General features: G+C 61.4%; 11 protein-coding genes and 1 pseudogene. 7 read left to right on the top strand and 5 right to left on the bottom strand.

Translation table 11 applies throughout. The annotated features are described in order from the left end of the window. The first annotated feature begins 245 nt into the window (after window positions 1–245). A complete protein-coding gene (locus tag MNBBLIKP_RS18405) occupies window positions 246–551 on the top strand; it encodes a PilZ domain-containing protein (protein ID WP_088310912.1) in 306 nt (101 codons plus the stop codon). Between the two features lie 84 nt (window positions 552–635). Next, window positions 636–2,843 (top strand): EAL domain-containing protein, encoded by a 2,208-nt coding sequence (locus MNBBLIKP_RS14255; protein ID WP_088310911.1) that lies wholly within the window; start codon window positions 636–638, stop codon window positions 2,841–2,843. Window positions 2,844–4,382: 1,539 nt separating this feature from the next. Here MNBBLIKP_RS14255 and MNBBLIKP_RS14250 read toward each other — a convergent pair. Then, entirely contained in the window at window positions 4,383–5,051 is a 669-nt protein-coding gene (locus MNBBLIKP_RS14250) for a S24 family peptidase (protein ID WP_088310910.1), read from the bottom strand. Window positions 5,052–5,741: 690 nt separating this feature from the next. Between MNBBLIKP_RS14250 and MNBBLIKP_RS14240 the strand changes: the two genes are divergently transcribed. The 5 genes and pseudogenes from MNBBLIKP_RS14240 (at window position 5,742) to MNBBLIKP_RS14220 (ending at window position 14,059) form a co-directional block, all read left to right on the top strand. Beyond that, window positions 5,742–6,671 carry a hypothetical protein gene (locus MNBBLIKP_RS14240; RefSeq protein ID WP_254913060.1) on the top strand — a complete coding sequence of 310 codons (930 nt, stop codon included), beginning with the start codon at window positions 5,742–5,744 and terminating at the stop codon, window positions 6,669–6,671. A gap of 11 nt (window positions 6,672–6,682) precedes the next feature. Beyond that, complete coding sequence (locus MNBBLIKP_RS14235) at window positions 6,683–7,162, top strand: hypothetical protein (protein ID WP_088310908.1); 480 nt, start codon at window positions 6,683–6,685, stop codon at window positions 7,160–7,162. Between the two features lie 54 nt (window positions 7,163–7,216). Next, window positions 7,217–8,237, top strand: a pseudogene (locus tag MNBBLIKP_RS18400) (hypothetical protein); the annotation flags it as partial. A 135-nt stretch (window positions 8,238–8,372) separates the two neighbouring features. Further along, window positions 8,373–13,421, top strand: a complete 5,049-nt coding sequence (locus MNBBLIKP_RS14225; protein ID WP_088310907.1) for a DUF11 domain-containing protein — start codon at window positions 8,373–8,375, stop codon at window positions 13,419–13,421. Window positions 13,422–13,543: 122 nt separating this feature from the next. After that, window positions 13,544–14,059 (top strand): hypothetical protein, encoded by a 516-nt coding sequence (locus MNBBLIKP_RS14220; protein WP_140420610.1) that lies wholly within the window; start codon window positions 13,544–13,546, stop codon window positions 14,057–14,059. 393 nt (window positions 14,060–14,452) lie between these two features. Here the strand turns inward: MNBBLIKP_RS14220 and MNBBLIKP_RS14215 are convergent, their stop codons facing one another. The 4 genes from MNBBLIKP_RS14215 to MNBBLIKP_RS14200 form a co-directional block, all read right to left on the bottom strand. Beyond that, window positions 14,453–15,139 (bottom strand): hypothetical protein, encoded by a 687-nt coding sequence (locus tag MNBBLIKP_RS14215; protein WP_088310905.1) that lies wholly within the window; start codon window positions 15,137–15,139, stop codon window positions 14,453–14,455. 152 nt (window positions 15,140–15,291) lie between these two features. Further along, a complete protein-coding gene (locus MNBBLIKP_RS14210) occupies window positions 15,292–17,937 on the bottom strand; it encodes a LuxR C-terminal-related transcriptional regulator (protein ID WP_088310904.1) in 2,646 nt (881 codons plus the stop codon). 65 nt (window positions 17,938–18,002) lie between these two features. Then, window positions 18,003–19,241, bottom strand: coding sequence for a thiolase family protein (locus MNBBLIKP_RS14205; RefSeq protein ID WP_088310903.1), 1,239 nt, complete (start codon window positions 19,239–19,241; stop codon window positions 18,003–18,005). 9 nt (window positions 19,242–19,250) lie between these two features. Then, entirely contained in the window at window positions 19,251–20,807 is a 1,557-nt protein-coding gene (locus tag MNBBLIKP_RS14200; RefSeq protein ID WP_088310902.1) for a class I adenylate-forming enzyme family protein, read from the bottom strand. Between the last annotated feature and the right edge of the window lies 1 nt (window position 20,808).

Genomic DNA, 20,808 nt, shown 5'->3' with positions numbered 1-20,808 from the left:
GCCTTATCGATGAGTGGAAGCCACCAGCCTGACATTTATGGGTTCACAACCTAATTCGCATTAAGCATTTTCTGCATCCGTACGCTTAACCATCACCCGATATATCTCGAACAGTAGCGCTGGCGATAACCCCAAAGACGGTTGTTTGAAGCGAGTTGGTGGCTGTCGGGCCGGCAATAGCCAGGTCGCGAAGATGAGCGAGATCGGATTCTGCTGTGACGGTTGGCTCCAGTGCACAACACGCAATGATCGATATTGCAGTTCTTCCGCTTAGTCGCTGCGAAGGACGGTGGGTCGCCGAATGCCTCATCGAGGCTCGCGGAGCTCATCCTGTGCGATCTGGCGCCCGGGTCTCCTCTCTTTCCGCTACAGGCTGTAACGTTCGGCATGAGCAGGTGGCACTCCGCGCTGGCCAGTTTGTCGAGTTACATTTCTCGAATATCGCTGCCGTGTCAGGCTTGGTCAGGTGGTCTCGTGGTCGCAGCATTGGAATCGAATTTCTGCGGTTGATCGATCAGCGGACCTTCAAGCTGCTTGGCAATGCCAGGTGAGAATGTCCTTAGCTCAGGGTCGCAGGTCGCGCGCCATGGCGATACTTTGCCTTCTGCAGGCCCCGCAGGGACGTCCATGCTGAGATGAACGCGCCGTCATCATCGTTCATGTCCCGGTTTTCACGCAGTCCGCCAGCCAGCGGAACGCCGGTCGGCGTCGGCGCGCCCGAGAAAGTTTCGGCGAAATTTTGCCAGGTCTTCGAGAATCTCGCGCTGGGCGGAGTGTGGGTGACGGACGCCGCAGGTCAGGTGACCTACCTGTCGAACCTCATTCAGAAAATTCTGGGCGATGTGCAGCTTGGGCCAGGCATGCATCTGTGCTCCTTGTTCGAGCGGAGCGATCATGAAGGCGACGCGGTTGGCTCGCTTCGCTTGGCGCTGACACGAAGGACGCGCTTCGATCGATTGCCATTGCCAATCACGATTGACGGCGAAACACGCTGGTGCTCGCTTTCCGGAGAGGCGCAGTTCGATGCTACCGGCGAGTTTGAAGGCTTTTTCGGCTTCTGCTCGGACATAACCGACGATCGGCGGGCGGCCGAAGAAACGGCCCAGCTCGCCATGCATGATCCTCTGACTGGCCTGCTCAATCGGCGCCGAATGACTTCGATGCTTGAGCGAACTCTGGCATCGTTTCGCCAACAAAACCGCCCTTGTGCGACCATGCTCATTGACCTCGATCGCTTCAAGCAGGTCAATGACACACTTGGTCATGGCATTGGCGATGCTTTGCTAAAACAGGTCGCCGAGCGCCTCGTCACCATCGTCGGCGATCGCGAAAAAGTGTGCCGACTGGGCGGCGATGAGTTTCAGGTCCTGCTGCCTGGCCAGGAGGACCGCGGTGTCCTCGGGGACTTGGCAAATCGCATTATCGCAATGTTGTCTCAGCCATACACCGTTGAAGGCTCGCGGTGCATCATTGGCGCGTCGGTCGGCATTGCCGTCAGCCCGTTCGATGGGGCAGAGCGGAGCGAGCTGGTCAGAAATGCGGACCTTGCCTTGTATTCCGCCAAGCATGGCGGAAGAGGCAGGTTCTGCTTCTTTTCGCGCGAACTGCTTGAAGCGGCCGAAGAACGACGCCTGCTCGAACAGGATCTCCACGATGCGATCGAGCGCGGAGAGCTGGAACTGTTTTACCAACCGGTCGTTGGTGCCCAGTCTAACAAGGTATCCGGTGCAGAAGCGCTTGTGCGCTGGAACCATCCAACGCGGGGCCGGATATCCCCTTCGACCTTTATCCCGATTGCGGAGGAATCAAGCCTGATTTGCCGAATTGGCGAATGGATCCTGCGCAAGGGCTGCGAAGATGCCGCTAAGTGGAAGACACCGCTGCGCCTAGCGGTGAATGTCTCGCCTGTGCAATTCGTCGATGCAGGATTCCCCACGATCGTGGCCCAGGCGCTTGCCGCAACGGGCCTTTCCCCCGAGCGACTTGAATTGGAAATAACCGAAGGCGTCTTTCTCGCCGATGACGCTTCTACCGATGAAACATTTTCCGCCCTGAAAGGGCTTGGCGTGCGCCTGGCGCTCGATGATTTTGGCACAGGCTATTCATCTTTGGCCTATCTCAAGTCTGCGCCTTTCGACAAGATCAAGATCGACCAGAGCTTCGTGCGGGGGGCGACAGTGGATGGCTCGCGCAACCGGGCCATTATTGCTGCGATCATTGGTCTCGCCACAGCACTCGGCATGGAGACGACCGCCGAAGGCGTCGAGACATTCGATCAGCTCGCCATGGTCAGGGAGCAAGGGGTCAGCCACATTCAGGGTTATATCTATTCGCCCGCGATACCCGATGGAGAGTTTCAGACCCAGGCCTATCACGCCGATTGGGGCATTGAACCGACTGGCTATGCCAAGCAGCGCCATGAGCGCATGACTATGTATCGCAAGATTGGCGCGATCCACGATGACTTCTACTACACGGTGATGCTGCGCAATCTTTCTGCTTCGGGCGCCTTGATCGAGGGGCTGCTGGATGTCCCCATCGGCACTCAATTTGTACTCGATTTTGGCGAAGGACAGTTGGAAGTGGCGACCGTGCGCCGCAGCCGAGGTTCGCAACTGGGCATCGCGTTTGAAAATCACCTCGTCAGCGACGGCAACGGCGGGCTCTGTACGCGCTGCCGGGTAACGCCGTACCTGCTCGCCGCTGCCGGCCTACCGGACTTTTCGAGTTCGACCGGACCAAGGGCGGTTGTCGGGCAGAAAGGCGCAAAGGTCAGTATTCCGAGCTTCGCCTCAGCGATCGAATTGCGCGCACAAAGCAAGAGCCGCGAAGCAACGGCGTAGAATTTGGCGAGCAGCCTGAAGCGCTACCAACCCGATCGCGAAGAAAGACCTTCTGAACCCGACTGACCGGTTGCAGACGGACGGAACCCTCGGCCGCATTGCGCCGGAGCCTGACCAGGTTGAATTCGCTCTGTTATGGATGCGTAACCAGCGGCGCAATGTTGGCATATTTGCGGTGATAGTGGTCAAGGACCGGGCCATATATCGGGCGAGCGAATACCGCGCCAAATTGATTTCCACAGGACCATTGAACCGTTGCTTCAAGGACGCCAAGCCCGTCCGGACTAACCAGGATTCTGGAACCGTTCCTAGGTAACCGACTTTCTACCGCGATAGTGCAGTTATTGGTCGACAAATCGAGCAACCTGCCCGGTATGCGCAAGCCATTTTCAGTGCGGATATGCACAGTCCAATGGTTCGAAAGGCAGGTATGCTTGCTGGGCGACACGCCACCGGGCTATCGAACAAAAATATATCATTGGTTAACATGGTAAGGCTTGATTGGGGTTAGCCAGAAGCTAGCCTTGGCGTGGATTTGCGTCCGTTCTGACTTAAGGGTGGACGCGTTCAAGGCAGTGCAGGTTGCAGTGCTACCGGCTTCGCTGCACAAGACAGCCGCCCGGCACTCGAGCGCTGCAAAGACCAGCTCCAATGCAGTGTTTGTGCGCAGGCTCCCATCTCCATGCTGGCCCAACGATCGATAGGCAGCTTTTCGTTGGTGAGCGAACGGACCAGATGGCGATTGAGCGCAAATGGGCGGCCTTTGCGTCCATGGATTCGGGTGTCTTGTCCTGGGCCAGGTAGGATTGGAAAATTCAACCTGCGGAAAAGAAGCCGTCTATCCTCGCTGCAAAAAGTGAGCATGCATTTACCAAATGGTAACTATCAAACGATATACCGTCCAAATGCTTGGTGCACCCACCTGGCAGGAATCCGGTGGCCGCGCAATCTCACTCCCAGGTCTGATTGCGCGGCCATTGGTCTATGCACCAAGCCTTGCTCGCATCTGTTCGGCCGCACCTATCGCATCAAGCGAGTAAAGCTGGCTTTCCGCAAAGGTCGGCCGGTGCGGGGAGATCACCTTCTTGCAGAGCTTGCTCGACCAGCGGACTGGCCGCACATCCGATGCTTGGTTGTCAGAACTTTCGCCAAGGCAGCAATGCAGGTCGATCGGGCGCGCGCTGTTCAGGCAAGTTCGCTGCGGGCATTGAGGCAACTATCAGCAAGCGCCTTGCTTTCAGGGCGGCGATAGTGAGTTTGTGCGGCGAAAGTGAGTTTGTCGGCTCCGGATTTGCCTTTGGTAGGCACCAAATGGCCGCAAGCTGAGTTGCTGTCCTGATCAGCAAGGGCATCCGGACTCGTAGGGTCGAAACTTCCATGAGCAGCTGCCGAAGCTCTTGCAGACGGCGTGAACCTCCAAGCTGGCGATGTCACACAGAAGGTCGGTACGATGATCTCCTGGTGCCGGTTAACCTGCATGCCGCTTTGCGAAAGACCAGCAATTTTGCGTCAATGCGATGTTCGTTCATGCATGCTCACCTATTGGAGCTTGCGGCCAAACCACAGCACCCTTCCGACGATGTGGACTGCCCTGCGATCAAGGCTATTCCAGCTCGGATATGCCGGGTTATCGCTGACAACTGAAATCTTGCGACCTTGTGGTTCGATCGCTATCCGCTTGACGTTGAGGCTGTCGTCCATCCGCAAGACATAGATCCCGTCGCGCAGCCGACTCTGGTTATCGCCCAGATCGACCAGCACGTCATCACCATCGCTCAGTGTCGGCTCCATCGAGTCCCCTCGCACGCCGATAATCGACAGGCCCGAGGATTTGGTTGCGGTGAGCTTGCGCAGCCAGTTGGGGTCAAACCCGAACTGTGCGCTCTTGGCTTCCATTTCTGCGAGCGCGCCGTGCCCGGCTGAGGCTTCGACCGAAAGCATGGGGACATGAACAAGATCAACCACCGGGCCTGTCTGGCGATTGGGTCCCCCGAGCAAAACTTCTTCGACCCCGAAGAACCGCGCAAGGATCGCGCGATCGCGCTCGTCGAGCTGGCGCGGACTGCCTTTGCGCAGGAACTGCTGGATATAGGTGGTGTTACGGCCAAGCAGGCGTGAGATGCCCGAATACTTGCAACGCCGCTCAGCGATCAGTCGCTCAAGCGTCTCGCGAACTTCGATGTCTCGCGGCCCCAATGCATGTTTCATAGGAATATTTCCTAGACTCTAGGATTTCCATCCTATACGGAACAAAAGAAGAACGCAAGCCTTAAGTGAGTCATGCGATGATGGAACTCCTGGATCAGATCAAGCTCTACCTCGCACAACACCGAATGCCGCCGAGCAAGTTTGGGAGGCTTGCCGTCAGGGACCCGAGATTTGTCGAAGATCTGAAAGGGGGAAGGGTGCCACGGGCCAAGACATGCCGGCGAGTGCAAGCATTTTTGCGACGCGCGGAAAGTCCACCCCCGCAGGAGATGCACTGAAGCACGCTCAAGTATAAACGCCAGGCTTGAATTTCCTCGCAAGACAACTTCGAAGCGGGGTTGCCAGCAAGACCGGCGGTGGGTCAGGCTTCTGATTGCGTCTTGGGCAGGCCAGGTTGCTTGACCAAAGCCGGAATCGACTTTCACGCTGCTCTGCAGGTTGTTCCGCTGTCATGCGCGCGCCAACGACTGGTCGCAGCGGGCGATGCTGAATGCTCAATCTGTAGCAATGCGCAGTGGGCGCTCCGGGGCCTCGTTCGAATGTGCTTGCGATGTCCTTTGTTGGACGATTTGCGCAAATAGGTAGTCACCCGGAGCGTGCAACTGAGTGTTAACTACATTCCCGTATGTGGAAGGCATGACAAGAAAGAATGGCCTTCGATCGCGCATCTGGCTGATCAGCTCAGCAGCAATGCTGGGCTTGGCGCCCCAAGCCGCATCCGCCACGGGCGTAACGGCGGGTACCCTGATCCAGAACACCGCTACAGCGACCTATACCGCTGGTGCTGCCAGCGGATCGGTCACTTCGAACACGGTAACCGTCAAGGTGGACGAGCTGCTCGACGTCGCCGTCGCCGGGCTCACCACCACGCCGCTGGCAATCGGGGCGGCCAATGCCGTGCTGGAATACCGGGTGACCAACACCGGCAACGGCCCTGAAGCTTTCAACCTGACGGTCAACCCGACGGTGGCTGGCAACAATTTTGACGCCGTGGTGCAGTCGATCGTGGTCGATAGCAATGGCAACGGAACCTACGAACCCGGCGTGGATACGATCCTGGCCAGCGGTTCGTCGACGCCATCGATCGCGGCTGACGGTTCGCTCAAAGTCTTCGTCATCGTCTCGCTTCCGGCGGGCGCAACCGATGGCCAGAGCAGCCAGGTCCGCCTGACCGCCGATGCGGTGACCGGCACCGGCACGCCGGGCACGGCCTTCACCGGCCAGGGCGATGGCGGCGGCGATGCCGTGGTTGGCGCCTCGGGTGCCAGCGCCAACGGCCTCGACGCACTGATCGCCAGCCTGGCCAGCGTATCGCTGAGCAAGTCCGCGACGATCCTTGATCCGTTCGGCGGATCCAAGGCCGTTCCCGGCTCTGTCGTCACCTATACCCTGGTCGCGACGATCAGCGGTTCGGGCCAGGTTGGCAGCCTGCACGTCACCGACAGCTATCCGTCGGGAACCACCTATCAGGCCAACACACTCAAGCTTGAAGGCGCTTCTCTGACCGACGTCAGCGACACCGACGAAGGCGTGGCCACCGGCACCGGGATCGATGTGAACCTGGGCAGCGTTGCCGGGGGCACCACCAAGACGATCAAGTTCGACGTCAAGATCAATTGAGGAGCAAGCACATGAAAGCCAGACTGTTAGTCGCGCTGATTGGCGCCATTATCGCAAGCAGCGCCGTTCCGGCCGCCGCCGTACAGGCAGCACAGCCGTTCGAACTGGTCAGCGACGTCAAGGTCGACAAGGTCACCATGGCCGATGGCAAGGAAGTCCACTCGCTGGTTGAACCAGCCGTCGTGGTTCCGGGCGATCGCCTGGTATTCTCGACCCGCTATCGCAACAACGGGGCGGTGAAGGCGGAAAACATCGTCGTCACCAATCCGATCAAGCCGGGTATTGCCCTGGCATCGGACGGTTCGAACAACCTCGATGTCTCGGTTGATGGCGGCAAGACCTGGGGCAAGCTTGCGCTGCTCAAGGTTGCCGATGGGCAAGGGGGCCAACGCGGTGCCCAGGCCACTGATGTCACACATGTTCGCTGGGTACTCGCCTCGGTCGCTCCTGGAGCTTCCGGCACGCTCAGCTTCAACGCCATTGTCCGCTGAACCACGGACTGAACCGCCAAGGCTCGCGGGCGGAAGTGATCACGGGCCACTTGTATGGATAGGGACCAGAAAATGAAAAAGTCAGGCAGACTGCTTGGGACGGTCGGTGCTGCTGCACTTGCCTTCCTGATTGCAGACCCCGCACTGGCGTCGGGTACGACAGCGGGATCGACAATCCAGAACGACGTGACCGTCAGCTTCCAGGTTGGCGGTTTCTCGCAGACGGCTTCGGCCGCGTCGAACACCTTCACGGTTGACCGCAAGATCGCGATCACCGTGGCCGATGCCGATGGGGCCACCACTACCGTTTCGCCGGGGCAAACCTCGGCGGTGACCAAGTACACGGTGACCAACAATTCGAACGCTGCACTGGATTTCGGCCTTGCCGTGACTCAGCAGACCGGGGGGGCGGGTGCCCATTCGAACACCGACAGCTTCGATTCCACCAACGTCACGATCTACCTCGATGACGGTGACGGGGTATTCAACTCTGGAACGGATATGGTCGTAGCCTATCTGGACGAAGTTGCGGCGGATGCGACGAAGACCGTATTTGTCGTTTCGGACATCCCGCTCAGCCTCGCCACCGGTTCGGTCGCGGCGCTGACCCTGACGGCCACTGCCCGTGAAAACGGCGCCAGCGGCACCCAGGGCGCGGTGGTCACCCAGACCAGCGGTGCCAACACTTCGGGCATGGACACGGTGTTTGCCGACGCTGCCGGTGCGACCGATTCCCAGTATGATGGCACCCATTCGGCCAAGGACGACTACACCGTTCTGGCCGCAGCGCTGTCGGTTACCAAGACCAGCACGCTGATCAGCGATCCGGTCAACGGCACCAGCAGTCCCAAGGCGATTCCCGGGGCGACGATCGAATACTGCATCATCGTCTCGAACGCGGCGGGCAGTGCCACGGCGACCGGCATCACGGTAAGCGATCCCTTGCCGTCAACGGTCACCTACGTGACCGGCACGACCTATGTGGATGGTTCGGCAACCAGCGGCGTGTGCAACTCTGACGGTTCGCTTGGGGGCAGCTTTGCCTCTGGCACGGTCAGCGGCACGCTCAGCAATANCTCAGCAATATTGCCGCCAGCCAGACCAAAACGTTGCGCTTCCGCGCAACCATTAACTGAGGATCCGGACGGGCAGCACGGTGCAAGCCGCGCTGCCCGTCCATCCTGTTCCCCCGCTCAGTCCAACAGGCTCCATGGTCGCTCTCAGGAACCTCGGCATCTATCTGGTCGCGCTGCTGCTTGCGGTGCTGCTGATTGCCGTGCCTGGTGCGCAGGCGCAGACCATCACCAATGTCGCCGCAGCCAACTGGACCGATGGCGGCAAGGCCTTTTCGGTCAATTCCAACACCGTCAGCTTTGATCTTCAGCAGCAGCCGATCACCATCGATACCTTTGTCGGCGGGTCGGGCAATGGCAATCAGCTGGCGTTCAATCCCTCTGCTTGCGGAGGCCAGACAATCGTGGTGCCGGGCGGTTTGCCGGGCGGCTCCTCGGTTGCCTCGCTGCAGCAAACCTCCACGATCCGGATCGGCAACACGCTGTTCTTCCGGCTGGTCTCGCCCGGATCGAACGCCGATCCGACCAAGATCGATACGGTCCGCACGATCCTGACCACTACCTCGGGCGACCGGGAAGAAATCACGATCAGCGAAACCGCCGTAAACAGCGGTGTGTTTATCGGCGCGATCCCGACCACGGCGATCCCGCCCAAGCCGGTGCAGGGCGATTGCCGCCTGTCGGTTTCGCCCGGCGATCACATTTCGATCGAATGCCTGCGGACCGGCGGATTCTCGATCCTCGCCACCGCGCAGGTGGAAATCCTGGCCGATCCGTTCGGCCTGTTCTTTGACAGCGAAGATGGCACCCCGATCGATGGGGTAAGGGTAACCCTGGTTGATGCGGCTACCGGCGCGCCCGCGCGGGTCTTTGCCGATGACGGGGTAACTCCCTGGCCATCTACCGTCGTTTCTGGCGCCAGTGTGACCGATGGTGCTGGCAATGTCTGGCCGATGTTGCCCGGCGAATACCGCTTTCCGCTTGCCGCGCTGGGTCAGTACCGCCTGGTAGTGACTCCGCCAGCGCCTTACAGCGCTCCGTCAAAGGCCAGCCCCGGGCAGCTCGCGCTGTTGCGCCGTCCTGATGGAGCCCCGTTGGAAATCGTGCCAGGCTCGTTTGGCGGCACGATCACCCTGAACAGTCCCGCAGCGGTGCGCGTTGACGTTCCGCTCGACCGGCCGGCCGTGGCGGTCTCGCTGACCAAATTCGTCTCGAAGCCAACCGCCCTGCCGGGTGAAGTGGTGTTCTATACCGTCACGGCACGAAATCCTGATTCCGCGCGGACCAAGCGCGCCGTCTCGCTGGTCGATACGCCTTCCGCGCTGCTGCGGCTGCGCAAGGATAGCGTGCGGCTGGATGGTGCGGCCAATCCGGCGGCGGTTCAGGCCAGCGCCGATGGCCGCCAACTGACCGTGGCCCTTGGCGATATTGGCCCGGGCGCAAGCAAGACCGTGACCTATGCCATGACGGTGCGCGCCGATGCGCCGGCCGGGCAGGCTGTTAACAAAGCCGTTGCAACCGATTCCCGCGGCCTTTCTTCCGTCGCCAGTGCCGTGCTGAAGATCAGCCAGGACAATCTGGGCGCCCGGATGACACTGATCGGCCAGATCACCGATGGTGGCTGTGCGATCGAAGGCCAGCATATTGGCATTCCCGGGGTCCGCGTGGTGCTGGAAGACGGCAGTTTTGCGATTACTGACGCCGATGGCCGCTATCACTTTGACGGCCTGACGCCGGGCAGCCACGTCGTTCAGGCTCTGACCAACACTCTGCCCAAGGGCGGACAGTTCGTCGATTGCGCCCGCTCGACCCGCAGCGCGGGCAGCGCCAGTTCGCGCTTCATCATGGGGCAGGGCGGATCGCTGGCGGTCGCTGATTTTTCCGCGACTTTGCCTTATAAGCAGGTCGTAAAGTCATCAGAAGAAATCAAAAAATCGAAAGACGATGCTGACGTTTCAGACAGCCGCATCGCTGCTGGTGCGGAAACCAACTGGCTCACCCAAGGGGACGGTCCGATTGACTTCCTGTTCCCCGCACTTGACCATAACCCGCGCGCTCCGGCCGTGCGCGTGGTGATCCGCCACCGTCCGGGGCAGAAGGTTGAATTGTCGGTCGATGGTAAGCCGGTCGACAAAGTCGCTTTTGACGGGCTCCACACCGCTCCGGCCGGGACCCATGCGGTCAGTGTCTGGCGCGCGATCCCGATCTTCGGTGAAACCACCCACCTTACGGCAGTCGTCCGCAATGCCGATGGCTCGGTCGCGGCGAACCTGACGCGTGACGTTCACTATGCCGATGCTCCCGCTCAGGTTGAGTGGCTTCCCGCCCAGTCCAAGTTGACCGCCGACGGTTCGACCCGCCCGGTGCTGGCAATTCGTGTGCTCGATCGCAACGGCCGCCCGGTTCACGACGGTATCTCGGGCGAGTTCACGCTGGGCGCTCCCTATGAAAGCGCCGAAGCGCAAGACGCCATGCAGTCACGCGCGCTGACCGGGCTGGGCCGCGCCGCGCCGCGCTGGACGGTCAAGGGCGATCAGGGCGTGGCTCTGGTGGAACTGGCGCCGACCATGGTCAGCGGCAAGCTGCACATGGAATTCACTTTTACCCACGACCAGCAGCGTCGCCGCCAGCAGCTCGACGCCTGGGTTGTGCCCGGCGAGCAGCCCTGGACTCTGGTCGGGCTGGCCGAAGGTTCGGTCGGCGCGCGCAGCGTGGCCGACAACATGGAACGCACTGGCCGGCTTGACAGCGATCTGGGCCAGCATGCCCGGGTGGCGTTCTATGCCAAGGGCCGGGTGCTCGGCAAATTCCTGCTGACCGCAGCCTATGACAGCGCCAAGCAGCGCGACGATCAGCGCCTGCTGGGAGCCATCGATCCGCGCGCTTACTACACGGTATTCGCCGATGGTTCGGAACGCCGGTTCGATGCCGCCAGCCGCGAAAAGCTGTATGTCCGGGTTGAAAGCAGCATCTTCTATGCGCTCTACGGCGATTTCGACACCGGCTTCGACCAGACCCAGCTCGCCCGCTATCAGCGCACCGCGACCGGGTTCAAGGGCGAACTCAACACCGGCGGCTTCCATGCCCAGGCTTTCGCCGCCAAGATCGCCGCGAGCCATCGCCGGGACGAGATCCAGGGCGGCGGGATCAGCGGACCCTATCGCCTGTCGAGCCGCGCGATCGTGCCGAACAGCGAACAGGTCAGCATCGAAGTACGCGACCGGTTCCGTTCGGAAGTGCTGGTCGATCGCCGCAGCCTGACCCGCTTCATCGATTACGACATCGATCTGCTTTCCGGCACGATCACCTTCAAGGAACCGGTGCTGAGCCGCGATGTCGATCTCAACCCGCAGTTCATCGTGGTCGACTACGAAATCGATGAAACCGCGCGCGGCGGGGCGATCAATGCCGGGCTGCGGGCGGACTATACCACCGCAAACGGCAAGCTGCGCCTGGGCGCCAGCGCGATCACCGACACCGGATCGGGCGGGGCCGATGCCACCCGTACCAACCTGGGCGCGGTCGATCTGCGGGCCAAGCTGGGTGAGAACACCGAGGTTCGCGCCGAACTGGGCATGAGCTTCAGCAAGGGCGAGCAGGCCAAGGCCTGGCTGATCGAAGCCGAACGCCATGACGGCAAGCTGGACCTGTTGGCCTATGCCCGCTCGGCCGACAAGGACTATGGCGTGGGCCAGCTGTCCGGGGCAGAGCGCGGTCGCCGCAAGTACGGGGTGGATGCCCGCTATCAGCTGAGCGAGCCGGTCTCGCTGACCGCCAGCACCTGGTACGAAGACAGCCTGACCGACACTTCGCACCGCTTTGCCACGCAGGTGGGGGCACTCTATCGCACCCCCAAGACCGACGCGCGGCTGGGCGTGGCGATGATGCGCGATCATCTGGCCGATGGCACCGATGCCAATTCGACCGTGCTCGAAGGCGGGGTGACCCAGCGCATGGCGGGCAACCGGCTGGAACTGGGGATCGCCAGCAGCATCGCCCTGGGCAAGGCTGAATCGGTCGATCTGCCCGAACGCCACCGCCTGACCGCGCGCTATACCCTCAGCCCCGCGGTCAAGCTGGTCGGGACCTATGAGATCGCCAAGGGTGAGAGCATCGATGCCCGCACCGCCCGCGCCGGGCTGGAGCTGACCCCCTGGGACGGCGCCCGCGTGGTGACTGCCGCCGGGCAGCAGCAGATCGGCGAACTCGGCAAGCGCAGCTTCGCCGCTTTTGGTCTGGCCCAGTCGTTCAACGTCACCAAGGACCTGACGATCGACGCTACGCTGGACGGCAGCAAGACCCTGGGCGGGATTGATGCCGCCAAGCTGATCAACCCGCAGCACCCCGCATCGAGCGGCGGCAACCTGGGCGAAGACGGCACTCTGGCCGAAGACTTCACCGCCATGACCCTGGGCGCCACCTGGCGGACCGGTCGCTGGAGCGCGTCGATGCGCGGCGAACTGCGCAATGGCCAGCTGGCCGACCGCAAGGGCTTCACCTTCGGCGCGATCCGCCAGCTGGGCGAAGGCTCGATGGTCGGCTCGGGCTTCACCTGGACCCGCGCGACCGGGGCCAATGGCCTGGCCAGCGAGATCTTCGACGGCGCGATTGCCGCTGCCCATCGCCCTTCGCGTTCGCCGTTCGCGTTCCTGTCCAAGCTGGAGTTCCGCAGCGACAGCGTGAGCCATGCCGTTGCGGGTGAAGCTGGCCCGGCCGGCCGCACCGCGCTGACCGTCGATGGCGATGCCCGCTCGCGCCGCCTGATCGGGGCCGTCTCGGCCAACTGGTCACCGCGCGGCAAGCAGGACGGCCAGTTCGTCCAGCGCACCGAACTGGGCCTGTTCGCCGCGGTGCGCCACAACTTCGATGGCTATCAGGACTTCAATCTGGCCGGAACCACGCTGATCGGCGGGCTCGACGCGCGGCTTGGCCTTGGCGAGCACTTCGATCTGGGTGCGGTTGCCACCGTGCGCCACAACCTGGACGACAAGACCACCAGCTTCGCCTTTGGCCCACAGATCGGGATCAGCCCGGCCAAGGACGTGTTGCTGACCGTGGGCTACAACATCACTGGCTTCCGCGACCGCGATTTCTCCGCCGCGCGCAGCACCGACAAGGGCCTGTTCGCCACGCTGCGGATGAAGGTGGACGCCGATACCTTCGGCTTCCTAGGGCTGCGACGGTAAGGCCCGATCTTCCCCGAAAAGGGGAGGGGCAGGCCTGGCCAATCCGCTCTGGCCAACCCCACCCGTTTAGGCTCTACTCCCCCCGATGCCGGAGCAACCGGCGCTACAGGGGAATGGATGCCATGACTGACCAGACCACGCCGCCCGCCGCTGCGCCGGGGCCGCTTGCGGGCCTTGCGCTGACCGTGATTGTCCTGCTGATCATCATCGCCTGGGTGGCGCTGGGGCTGCAGTTCCTGACCGATACCTCGCTGTTCGGCGGGTTCCTGCTGCTGTGGTTCTGGGCCAACAACGAACAGCTTGAGATCAAGCGCTTGCCCACCGCGATCGTCGGGGCGCTGGTGGGGATCGGCCTCGCCTGGTTCGTGGTCTTTGCCGCGACCAAGTGGGGCGGGGCCGGGCTGGCCGCGGGGCTGGGGCTGATGGTGCTGGCGCTCTATCTGGACGTGATCAAGGCCGTGCCCTTCGCGATCAACGCCTCCACCATGCTGTTCCTCACCGTCGCCGCCGCGCCGTTGATCCAGCTGAAGGTCAACTGGCAGGAACTGGTGCTTTCCACCGTGGTCGGGGGCCTGTTCTTCGGCCTGGTGGTAGAAGCCCTGAAACGCCTCGCCGCCCGGTTCGCCCCGGCTGGTTAGGGGCCGGGTGGTTGACACGCAACAGCGGGAGAAAACGACCTGATTCTGTGCCTGAACTTGATCGGTGAATTATCTGATATAGCGCAATAAATGCGCTTCATTCAAACCCGAAAGGTCACACCGAAGTGTGACCTTTCGTTTCACCAGCGTAACGCTGTTTCCAAGGCCCTTTTCCCTGCGCGCCAGACATCACCCCGGAACCCTGCCAAGCCATCTCGCATCGACGATGTCAAAGAAGCCCCACGGCGATTCGCCGGAGCCGGGGGGAGTGTGACAGGATGGGGGCGTGTAGGAAAATGGTTTGGACATGAGATGGGCTATGCTCAGTTGGAGCATTTCGTAAACTGTCGCCGAAATCGGCCAGCGCAATGCGATTCCGGGGCTCTGCTGTGGCTATCGCGCGCGCTTGTTGCTCCGAACTTGCGAAAGAATATCTTGCATGCCCAACGAACCAGAACGCAAGCTGAGGACAAAGTAATCAGCCCAGGCGCGGTAGTTCGCATATTCCGATGGAGACATAGCAGCGAGGTCACGAAGCAACTCTTTGTCGCCAAGTTCTTGCAATTCCTCAAGTGCAGACTCTTCGTGCGCAATCATTCGCTCAAACTCTGCGTCATCGCGCGCGCGTTCTGCACGCCAGCGCTCATCTTCCCGTCGCATCTCCATTTCAAGCTGAGCCCGAAACTTAGTGAAAGCGGGCAAGCTGCGGGGCCAAGGCACGCGACCCGTAGTCGGACGCATTCGCGTCACCTCGGCAAGTACCAATTCTTCAGTCCGCATCAATGCAGATTCAAGTTCTGCTAACTCCTTAATGCGTTCTTCCCTTCTGCGCTCATGGCACTCATTGCGTTCGCGGTTCGTGGCGAGATTCGCTTGAACCGGATAGCTGTCCCACTCGTGATTTTGATAAAAGCGCGCTGCGAATGCTATCGGATCTTCTTCGTAGGCATCAACCCGCGCCCGGCTCTGCTCATAGTTCTTCTCGGCGTAAACGATCCCAAGACGCTTTTGCCTGACCCGTTCTTGTGCGGCGCGGATGCGAGCGGCCAAACGTTTCGGCAAGTCAGTACGCTTCGCCATAAAATCTCGCAATCTGGCGGACAGGGTGGAGGCAAGGGTATTTGCTCAACCAATTGAACAGACGAGTGATTTCTTTGGGGCTATGGTGCTGTCCCCCACATCTACCCCACCTGATCCACGTCGCACTGGCCGGAAAAAATGAGAGCTTTCTTCTAACCTAGAATCCCTAGCATCCTGGCTCTGGCGACCACTTGCTGGCGGCTGAAGGCATCAAGTTTTCCAAACAGGTTCTTGAGATGCCATTTGATCGTCTGTTCCCCGACATCGAGCGCCAGCGCGATTTGCTTGTTTGATAGATTGGCGGAAAGATGTGCGAGAATTTCGCGTTCTTTTGGTGTCAGCAGCACGCTTGGATGGACCCGTTCGGGCTCAGTGGTTGAAGGTGTTGGGATTCGAGCTGGGGGACTATTGCTTTGGCTGCCTGGCTCGCGTGAATGGGAGGCCAAACCCTGCTTCCATTCGCTCAAGCTGTGATGAGTTTCCAGCAATAGTCCATCGAGACCAATTGTTTCGGCTAGGCTCATGGCTTCAGCAAACACGGTTGCTCCGTCCCGGCCAAGGCGCTGCAATGCTACCGAGTACATCATCCTGAAACTCAGGACGTCTCTGGCCCGCCGCAATTGCCGGGCCAGCGGCTCACCTGCGGCGTAGTGGGTGAGCACGGCATCCCAGTCAAATCGCGCAAGGGCGGTGGTCGCACGGGCTAGTTCGAGCTGTACAGCAATGACCGGCCCTGCATCCCCCCATGTCGCTGACGTTTTATCGGCAAGAGCCTCAAGGCGCCCCATCGCAACGACAGCCGCCTCGCCCTGAAGCCTGGCGGCATGGAGGCGGATTTGTTCGCCCAGCGCCATAACTCCAATCCGGGGGAGCCCGCGCCGTTCGCCCAGGCTGGCAAGGTGAGAGAGCAGGTCGAGCGCTTTGCCATGCTTGCTTTCCGCAGACGCCAGGCGGGCCTGGGTTACACAACCCAGAATGATGGCATCGGGCGGCGCATGCCGTTCGAGCACATCGAGGCGCCCGGCCAGGAGTGCAGCCGCCTCGGTCCGTTTGCCCAGATCCCACAAAGCATTTGCGAGAGTCGCCGCGAGCATGACTGCAATCGGCGAACGGCGGCCCGCGACTTGCTCCGCATGGGTGAGTGCCGGTTGAAGCGCCGCTTCGGCCAGGCGCACCTGTCCCTGCCAGATGTGGCTCAGGCCAAGAATCCAATCGGTCCACCCGGCCGCATAGCCCAGACCCGGCACATCGTGAGCTTGAGGCAGCGCTTCAAGCAAATAGCGCGCGCCTTCCGGGTCGCCCCTCAGCAGCTTTACTACCGCGCGAATATTGGTGCCGACCACCTGCTGGAACAATGGCAGCCCTTCCAGCCGATCCGCCCAGGGCGCAATCAACCGGTCCATCTCTCCCAGATCCTCGGTGAACAGAGCTGCAGTCGCGCATAGTTCCGATGCATCGCAGCGAAGGAGATCGCCTGCATCCGGCTCGGCGATGATCGGCCCGACCAGCGTCGCGGCTTCGGCGTGACGTTCGCTCTGCGCCAATGCCCAGCCGACCGCGAGCCGCAACTGCGGTCGCCGTTCGATCTCTTGAGGAGGAAGGCGCTCGATCCAGTCCTGGATCAGCGCCATGTCGCCGCGTTTGATGGTGTCATAAAGACAGCGCTCAACCAGATCGTAGGCCATGGCGGGCTTACCCGCTTGCAAGGCATGATGGGCGGCCTCTTCCGGCATGTCGTGTTCGGCTAGCCACTGTGCGGCACGGCTGTGGATTCCGGCACGCGCCTCCGCAGGAAGCTGATCGAACCGCCGCAGCAGAAATTCGCGGGCAAGTGGGTGAATTCGCAGCCAATTGCTGGTCACTGCCCCCTGAAAGATCGGCGTGGATGCCAGCAATTGTGCAAGCTGCCCTGCGGCATTCTCCAGCCCTGATACGTGGCGGCACAAGGTGGGCTCGATCATGTCGAGGCAGGAAATGGAAACGAGCAGATCGGTCGCTTCGGCCGAAAGCTGGCGGTCAAGACAGTCTTCGAAATAGCGTTGCAGATCGCCCTGAGTCGAAGACAACCGGGCGATTGCAAGGTTGAGGTCGCTGCTCTTGATCAGGGTGGTTATCGCCAGTTGCAATCCCAGAGGCCAGCCTTCGGTTCGATCATGGATATGCGAACATTGGTCTGCATCGATCCGGTCACCAAACCGCGCAGCCAATGCGGATGCGGTCTCGTCGGGCCGGAACCGCAGTTGCTCGGTATCAAGGATCATCAGCCGCCCGCTGGCCAGCAATTCTGAGAACGCCAGAGGCACCGCACGCCGCATCGCCAAGACGATACGCAGGTTTGGCGGGGCATTGAGCAGCAGATAGGAAAGCGAGTTCTCCAGCGTATCTTCGGGAAGCGCATGGACGTCATCGAGAACCAGCAGGATTTCGACTGCCATTTCGGCCACGCGCGCTAGCCATGCGGTCAAGGCTTCGATGCCTTCATCGGCTAACGCTGATCCGGCTTGGGCGCCGCCGCTACGGCCGCCAGCGATCCGCAGCGCCACATCCAATCCCTGCACAAAGCGCTGTGGATGGTCACGCTTGTCAAGCGTGAGCCAGGCGACGATCCCGCCAGCGGCCAAGGCCTCGCGCCGCCACTGGGCGAGAAGGGTGGTCTTGCCAAACCCTGCCGGTGCCTCGACTGCAATGACCGACATGTCAGCCAGATCGTTACTGCTAAGCCCCAGCCGGACGCGCTGGAGCATCATGCGGGACGCCTTGGGCGCAGTCGCCTTGAGGATCAGGCCAGGATCAGTCATCGCATGGGTTGTCACCTGCTTTGCACGGCAAGTCTATCCTTCAGGCCTAAGCAGGCGGTCAGAAATTACCGCGCAAGGATTGTGATAGCGACGACCGCTTCTTCGATCCCCTGCAACCCGCCGCCATTTTCCTGAACGGCTAACCTTGCGCCTTCAACCTGCCGCACGCCCGCTTCACCGCGCAGCTGGCAGACCAGTTCGTAGAGCTGGCCGATCCCGGTCGCTCCCAGCGGATGCCCCTTGGATTCAAGTCCGCCCGAAGGATTGACCGGAATGCGCCCGCCCAGCGAGAATTCCCCGCGTTCGGCTGCCGGTCCGCCTTCGCCCAGTCCGACAAAGCCCAAGTTCTCAACCTGGATGATCTCACCCATTGCCGAAGCGTCGTGGACTTCGGCGACGCTGATATCTTGCGGTCCGACAGCGGCAATTTCATAGGCCTGCTGTGCGGCAAGGCGCGATACGTGAAGCTCTGGAGCATCGAGTGCGCGCGTGCCGAAGCCCCGGATCACGCTGGCGGCCACCTTGACGCAGCGCGTTCGACTGATCCCCAGCCGCTTGAGTCCGGCTTCGGTGCAGACAATCACGGCCGCGGCTCCATCCGACAGCGGAGCGCACATCGGTAGCGTGAGCGGGTAGGTGATCGGCGGTGCGGCCAATACCTCGTCGATCGTGAACGGCTTGCGGATCTGCGACAGCGGATTGTGAACCGAATGCATGTGGTTCTTGGCGCTGACTGCCGCAATCTGGCGCTGGGTGGTGCCGAAGCGCTTCATGTGGAACCGGCACATCGCCGCATAGATCGCCATGAACTTGCTGTAGGGCTTGTCGGATTCGCTGCCCGGCGGCACTGCAACGCCTTCACCCATCTTGAGCAAGGTCTGGTAGTTTTCCTCGGCGCGCGACACGTCCCAGCCACCTTCGAAAATCGCGAAGGCACGGGTCTTGTCGGGCACGTTCATCTTTTCCGCGCCCAATGCCAGCGCGACATCGGCGGCGCCTGCTTTCAGGGCCTGCACTGCAAGGTGAAAGGCTGAACTGCCCGATGCGCAGGCGTTTTCGACGTTGAATATCGGGATCGAATGCAGGCCAAGCTGGGCGAACACCACTTGTCCAGGGATCGCCACTTGCCCTTGCAAGGGGCCGTTGGTCATTCCGGCATAGAAGGCCGTCTCGACATCACGCGGCTGGCAACCTGCATCCCGGAGTGCGCCGGCGAAGGCCTCTGCGGCCAGGTCAGCCAGATTCCGCTCGGGATGTCGGCCGAACTGGGTCATGGCGATGCCTGCAATGAAGATATCGCCCATGCCTGTTTCCTAGATCTTGCGATCCGCGCCTTGCCAATAGGCTTCGCGCAAATCCTTCTTGAGCACCTTGCCTACTGGGCTGCGCGGCAAGGCATCGATGAAATCGATCGACTTGGGCGCCTTGACCGAGCCAAGCTGGGCCTTGCACAGCGCGATCAGTTCATCGGCTGTCACGGATTGGCCCGGATTGAGTTCGACCACAGCCTTGACCGTTTCACCCCAATCGGGATGCGGCACACCGATCACCGCGCAGTCCTGCACCGCAGGATGGCTCCAGATCACCTGCTCGACCTCGTTGGGATAGACGTTGAACCCGCCCGAGATGATCATGTCCTTGATCCGGTCGGTGATGTGCAGATAGCCCTCGACATCGATATGGCCAACATCGCCGGTGTGCAGCCAGCCGTCGACAATCGCCTCGGCTGTCTTTTCGGGCTGCTTGTAATAGCCCTTCATCACCAGGTCGCCGCGCACGCAGATCTCGCCGGTCTCTCCTTTGCCTAGCACCTGCCCGGCTGCATTGAGGATTTCGACCGCGATCAGGGGATTGGGACGACCCACCGATGAGAGGCGCTGATCGCTGGCCAGCGCGCCGTCAACGAAGTGCTCATCCGGCCGCAGATACGAAATCGATGCCGGTGCTTCGGTCTGGCCATATCCGCCGGTCATCACCGGCCCCAGCACCTCGATCGCCTTCTTGAGCTTGTCGAGCGACATCGGGGCTGCGCCGTACATCAGATAGCGCAGCGAAGAGAAATCGGTGGTTTCAACCCCCGGAGTTTCCAGCAGGCGATAGATCACCGTGGGGGGCAGGAACAGCTCCGTCACCCGGTGCCGTTCGATTGCTTCGAACATGGTCGCCGGGTCAGGCTTGGCCAGGATCACCACAGTCCCGCCGCGCGCCGTGCAGGGCAACGAAAGCAGGCCCGCTGTGTGCGTCATCGGTGCGGCAGCCAGGTTTACTGGCCGGTCATCCGCGCCATAGGTTACCGCGATCAGATAGTGCGCCACGAACGTCTGGATCGATCGGTGGGTATTCATCACGCCCTTGGGCAAGCCGGTCGTGCCGCCGGTCGGCATCACGGCGGCCACCCCGTCCATCGTCAGGTCAAGTGAGGGGGCGCTGTTGTCAGCCGCGCCGCACCAGTTGGCCAGCGATGGCGCGCCCGGCAGGTCCTGGTCGATACAAATCCACCGTCGCACCCGGGGAAGCAGCGGGCGGACCTGTTCGATCGCTGCGGCATAGCCGGATTGGAAAAACATCACCTCGCAATCAAACGCATCGAGGATTGCGGCATTCTGTTCGGGCGGGGCGGCCGGACCAACCGGAATCCAGGCCAGCCCGGCGCGCCACAGCCCCAGCGTGCAGGTCCAGGCAATCGGATCGTTTTGCGACCAGACCCCGCCCTTGGTCTCTGGCGCGAAACCCTCTGCCAGCAACTGGTTTGCGATCTGGCACGAAAGCGCGCGCACTTCGGTGAAGCTGTAGGCAGTCTCACCCATTACATAGGCGGTGCCGCCCGGATTGGCGCGCCAGCCGCGATCGAAGAAGTCGATAATCGCCATG

Source organism: Novosphingobium sp. B 225, from assembly GCF_002198665.1.
In the GTDB taxonomy this organism is placed as follows: Bacteria; Pseudomonadota; Alphaproteobacteria; order Sphingomonadales; family Sphingomonadaceae; genus Novosphingobium.
This window is presented reverse-complemented; position numbering and strand designations above follow the sequence as displayed.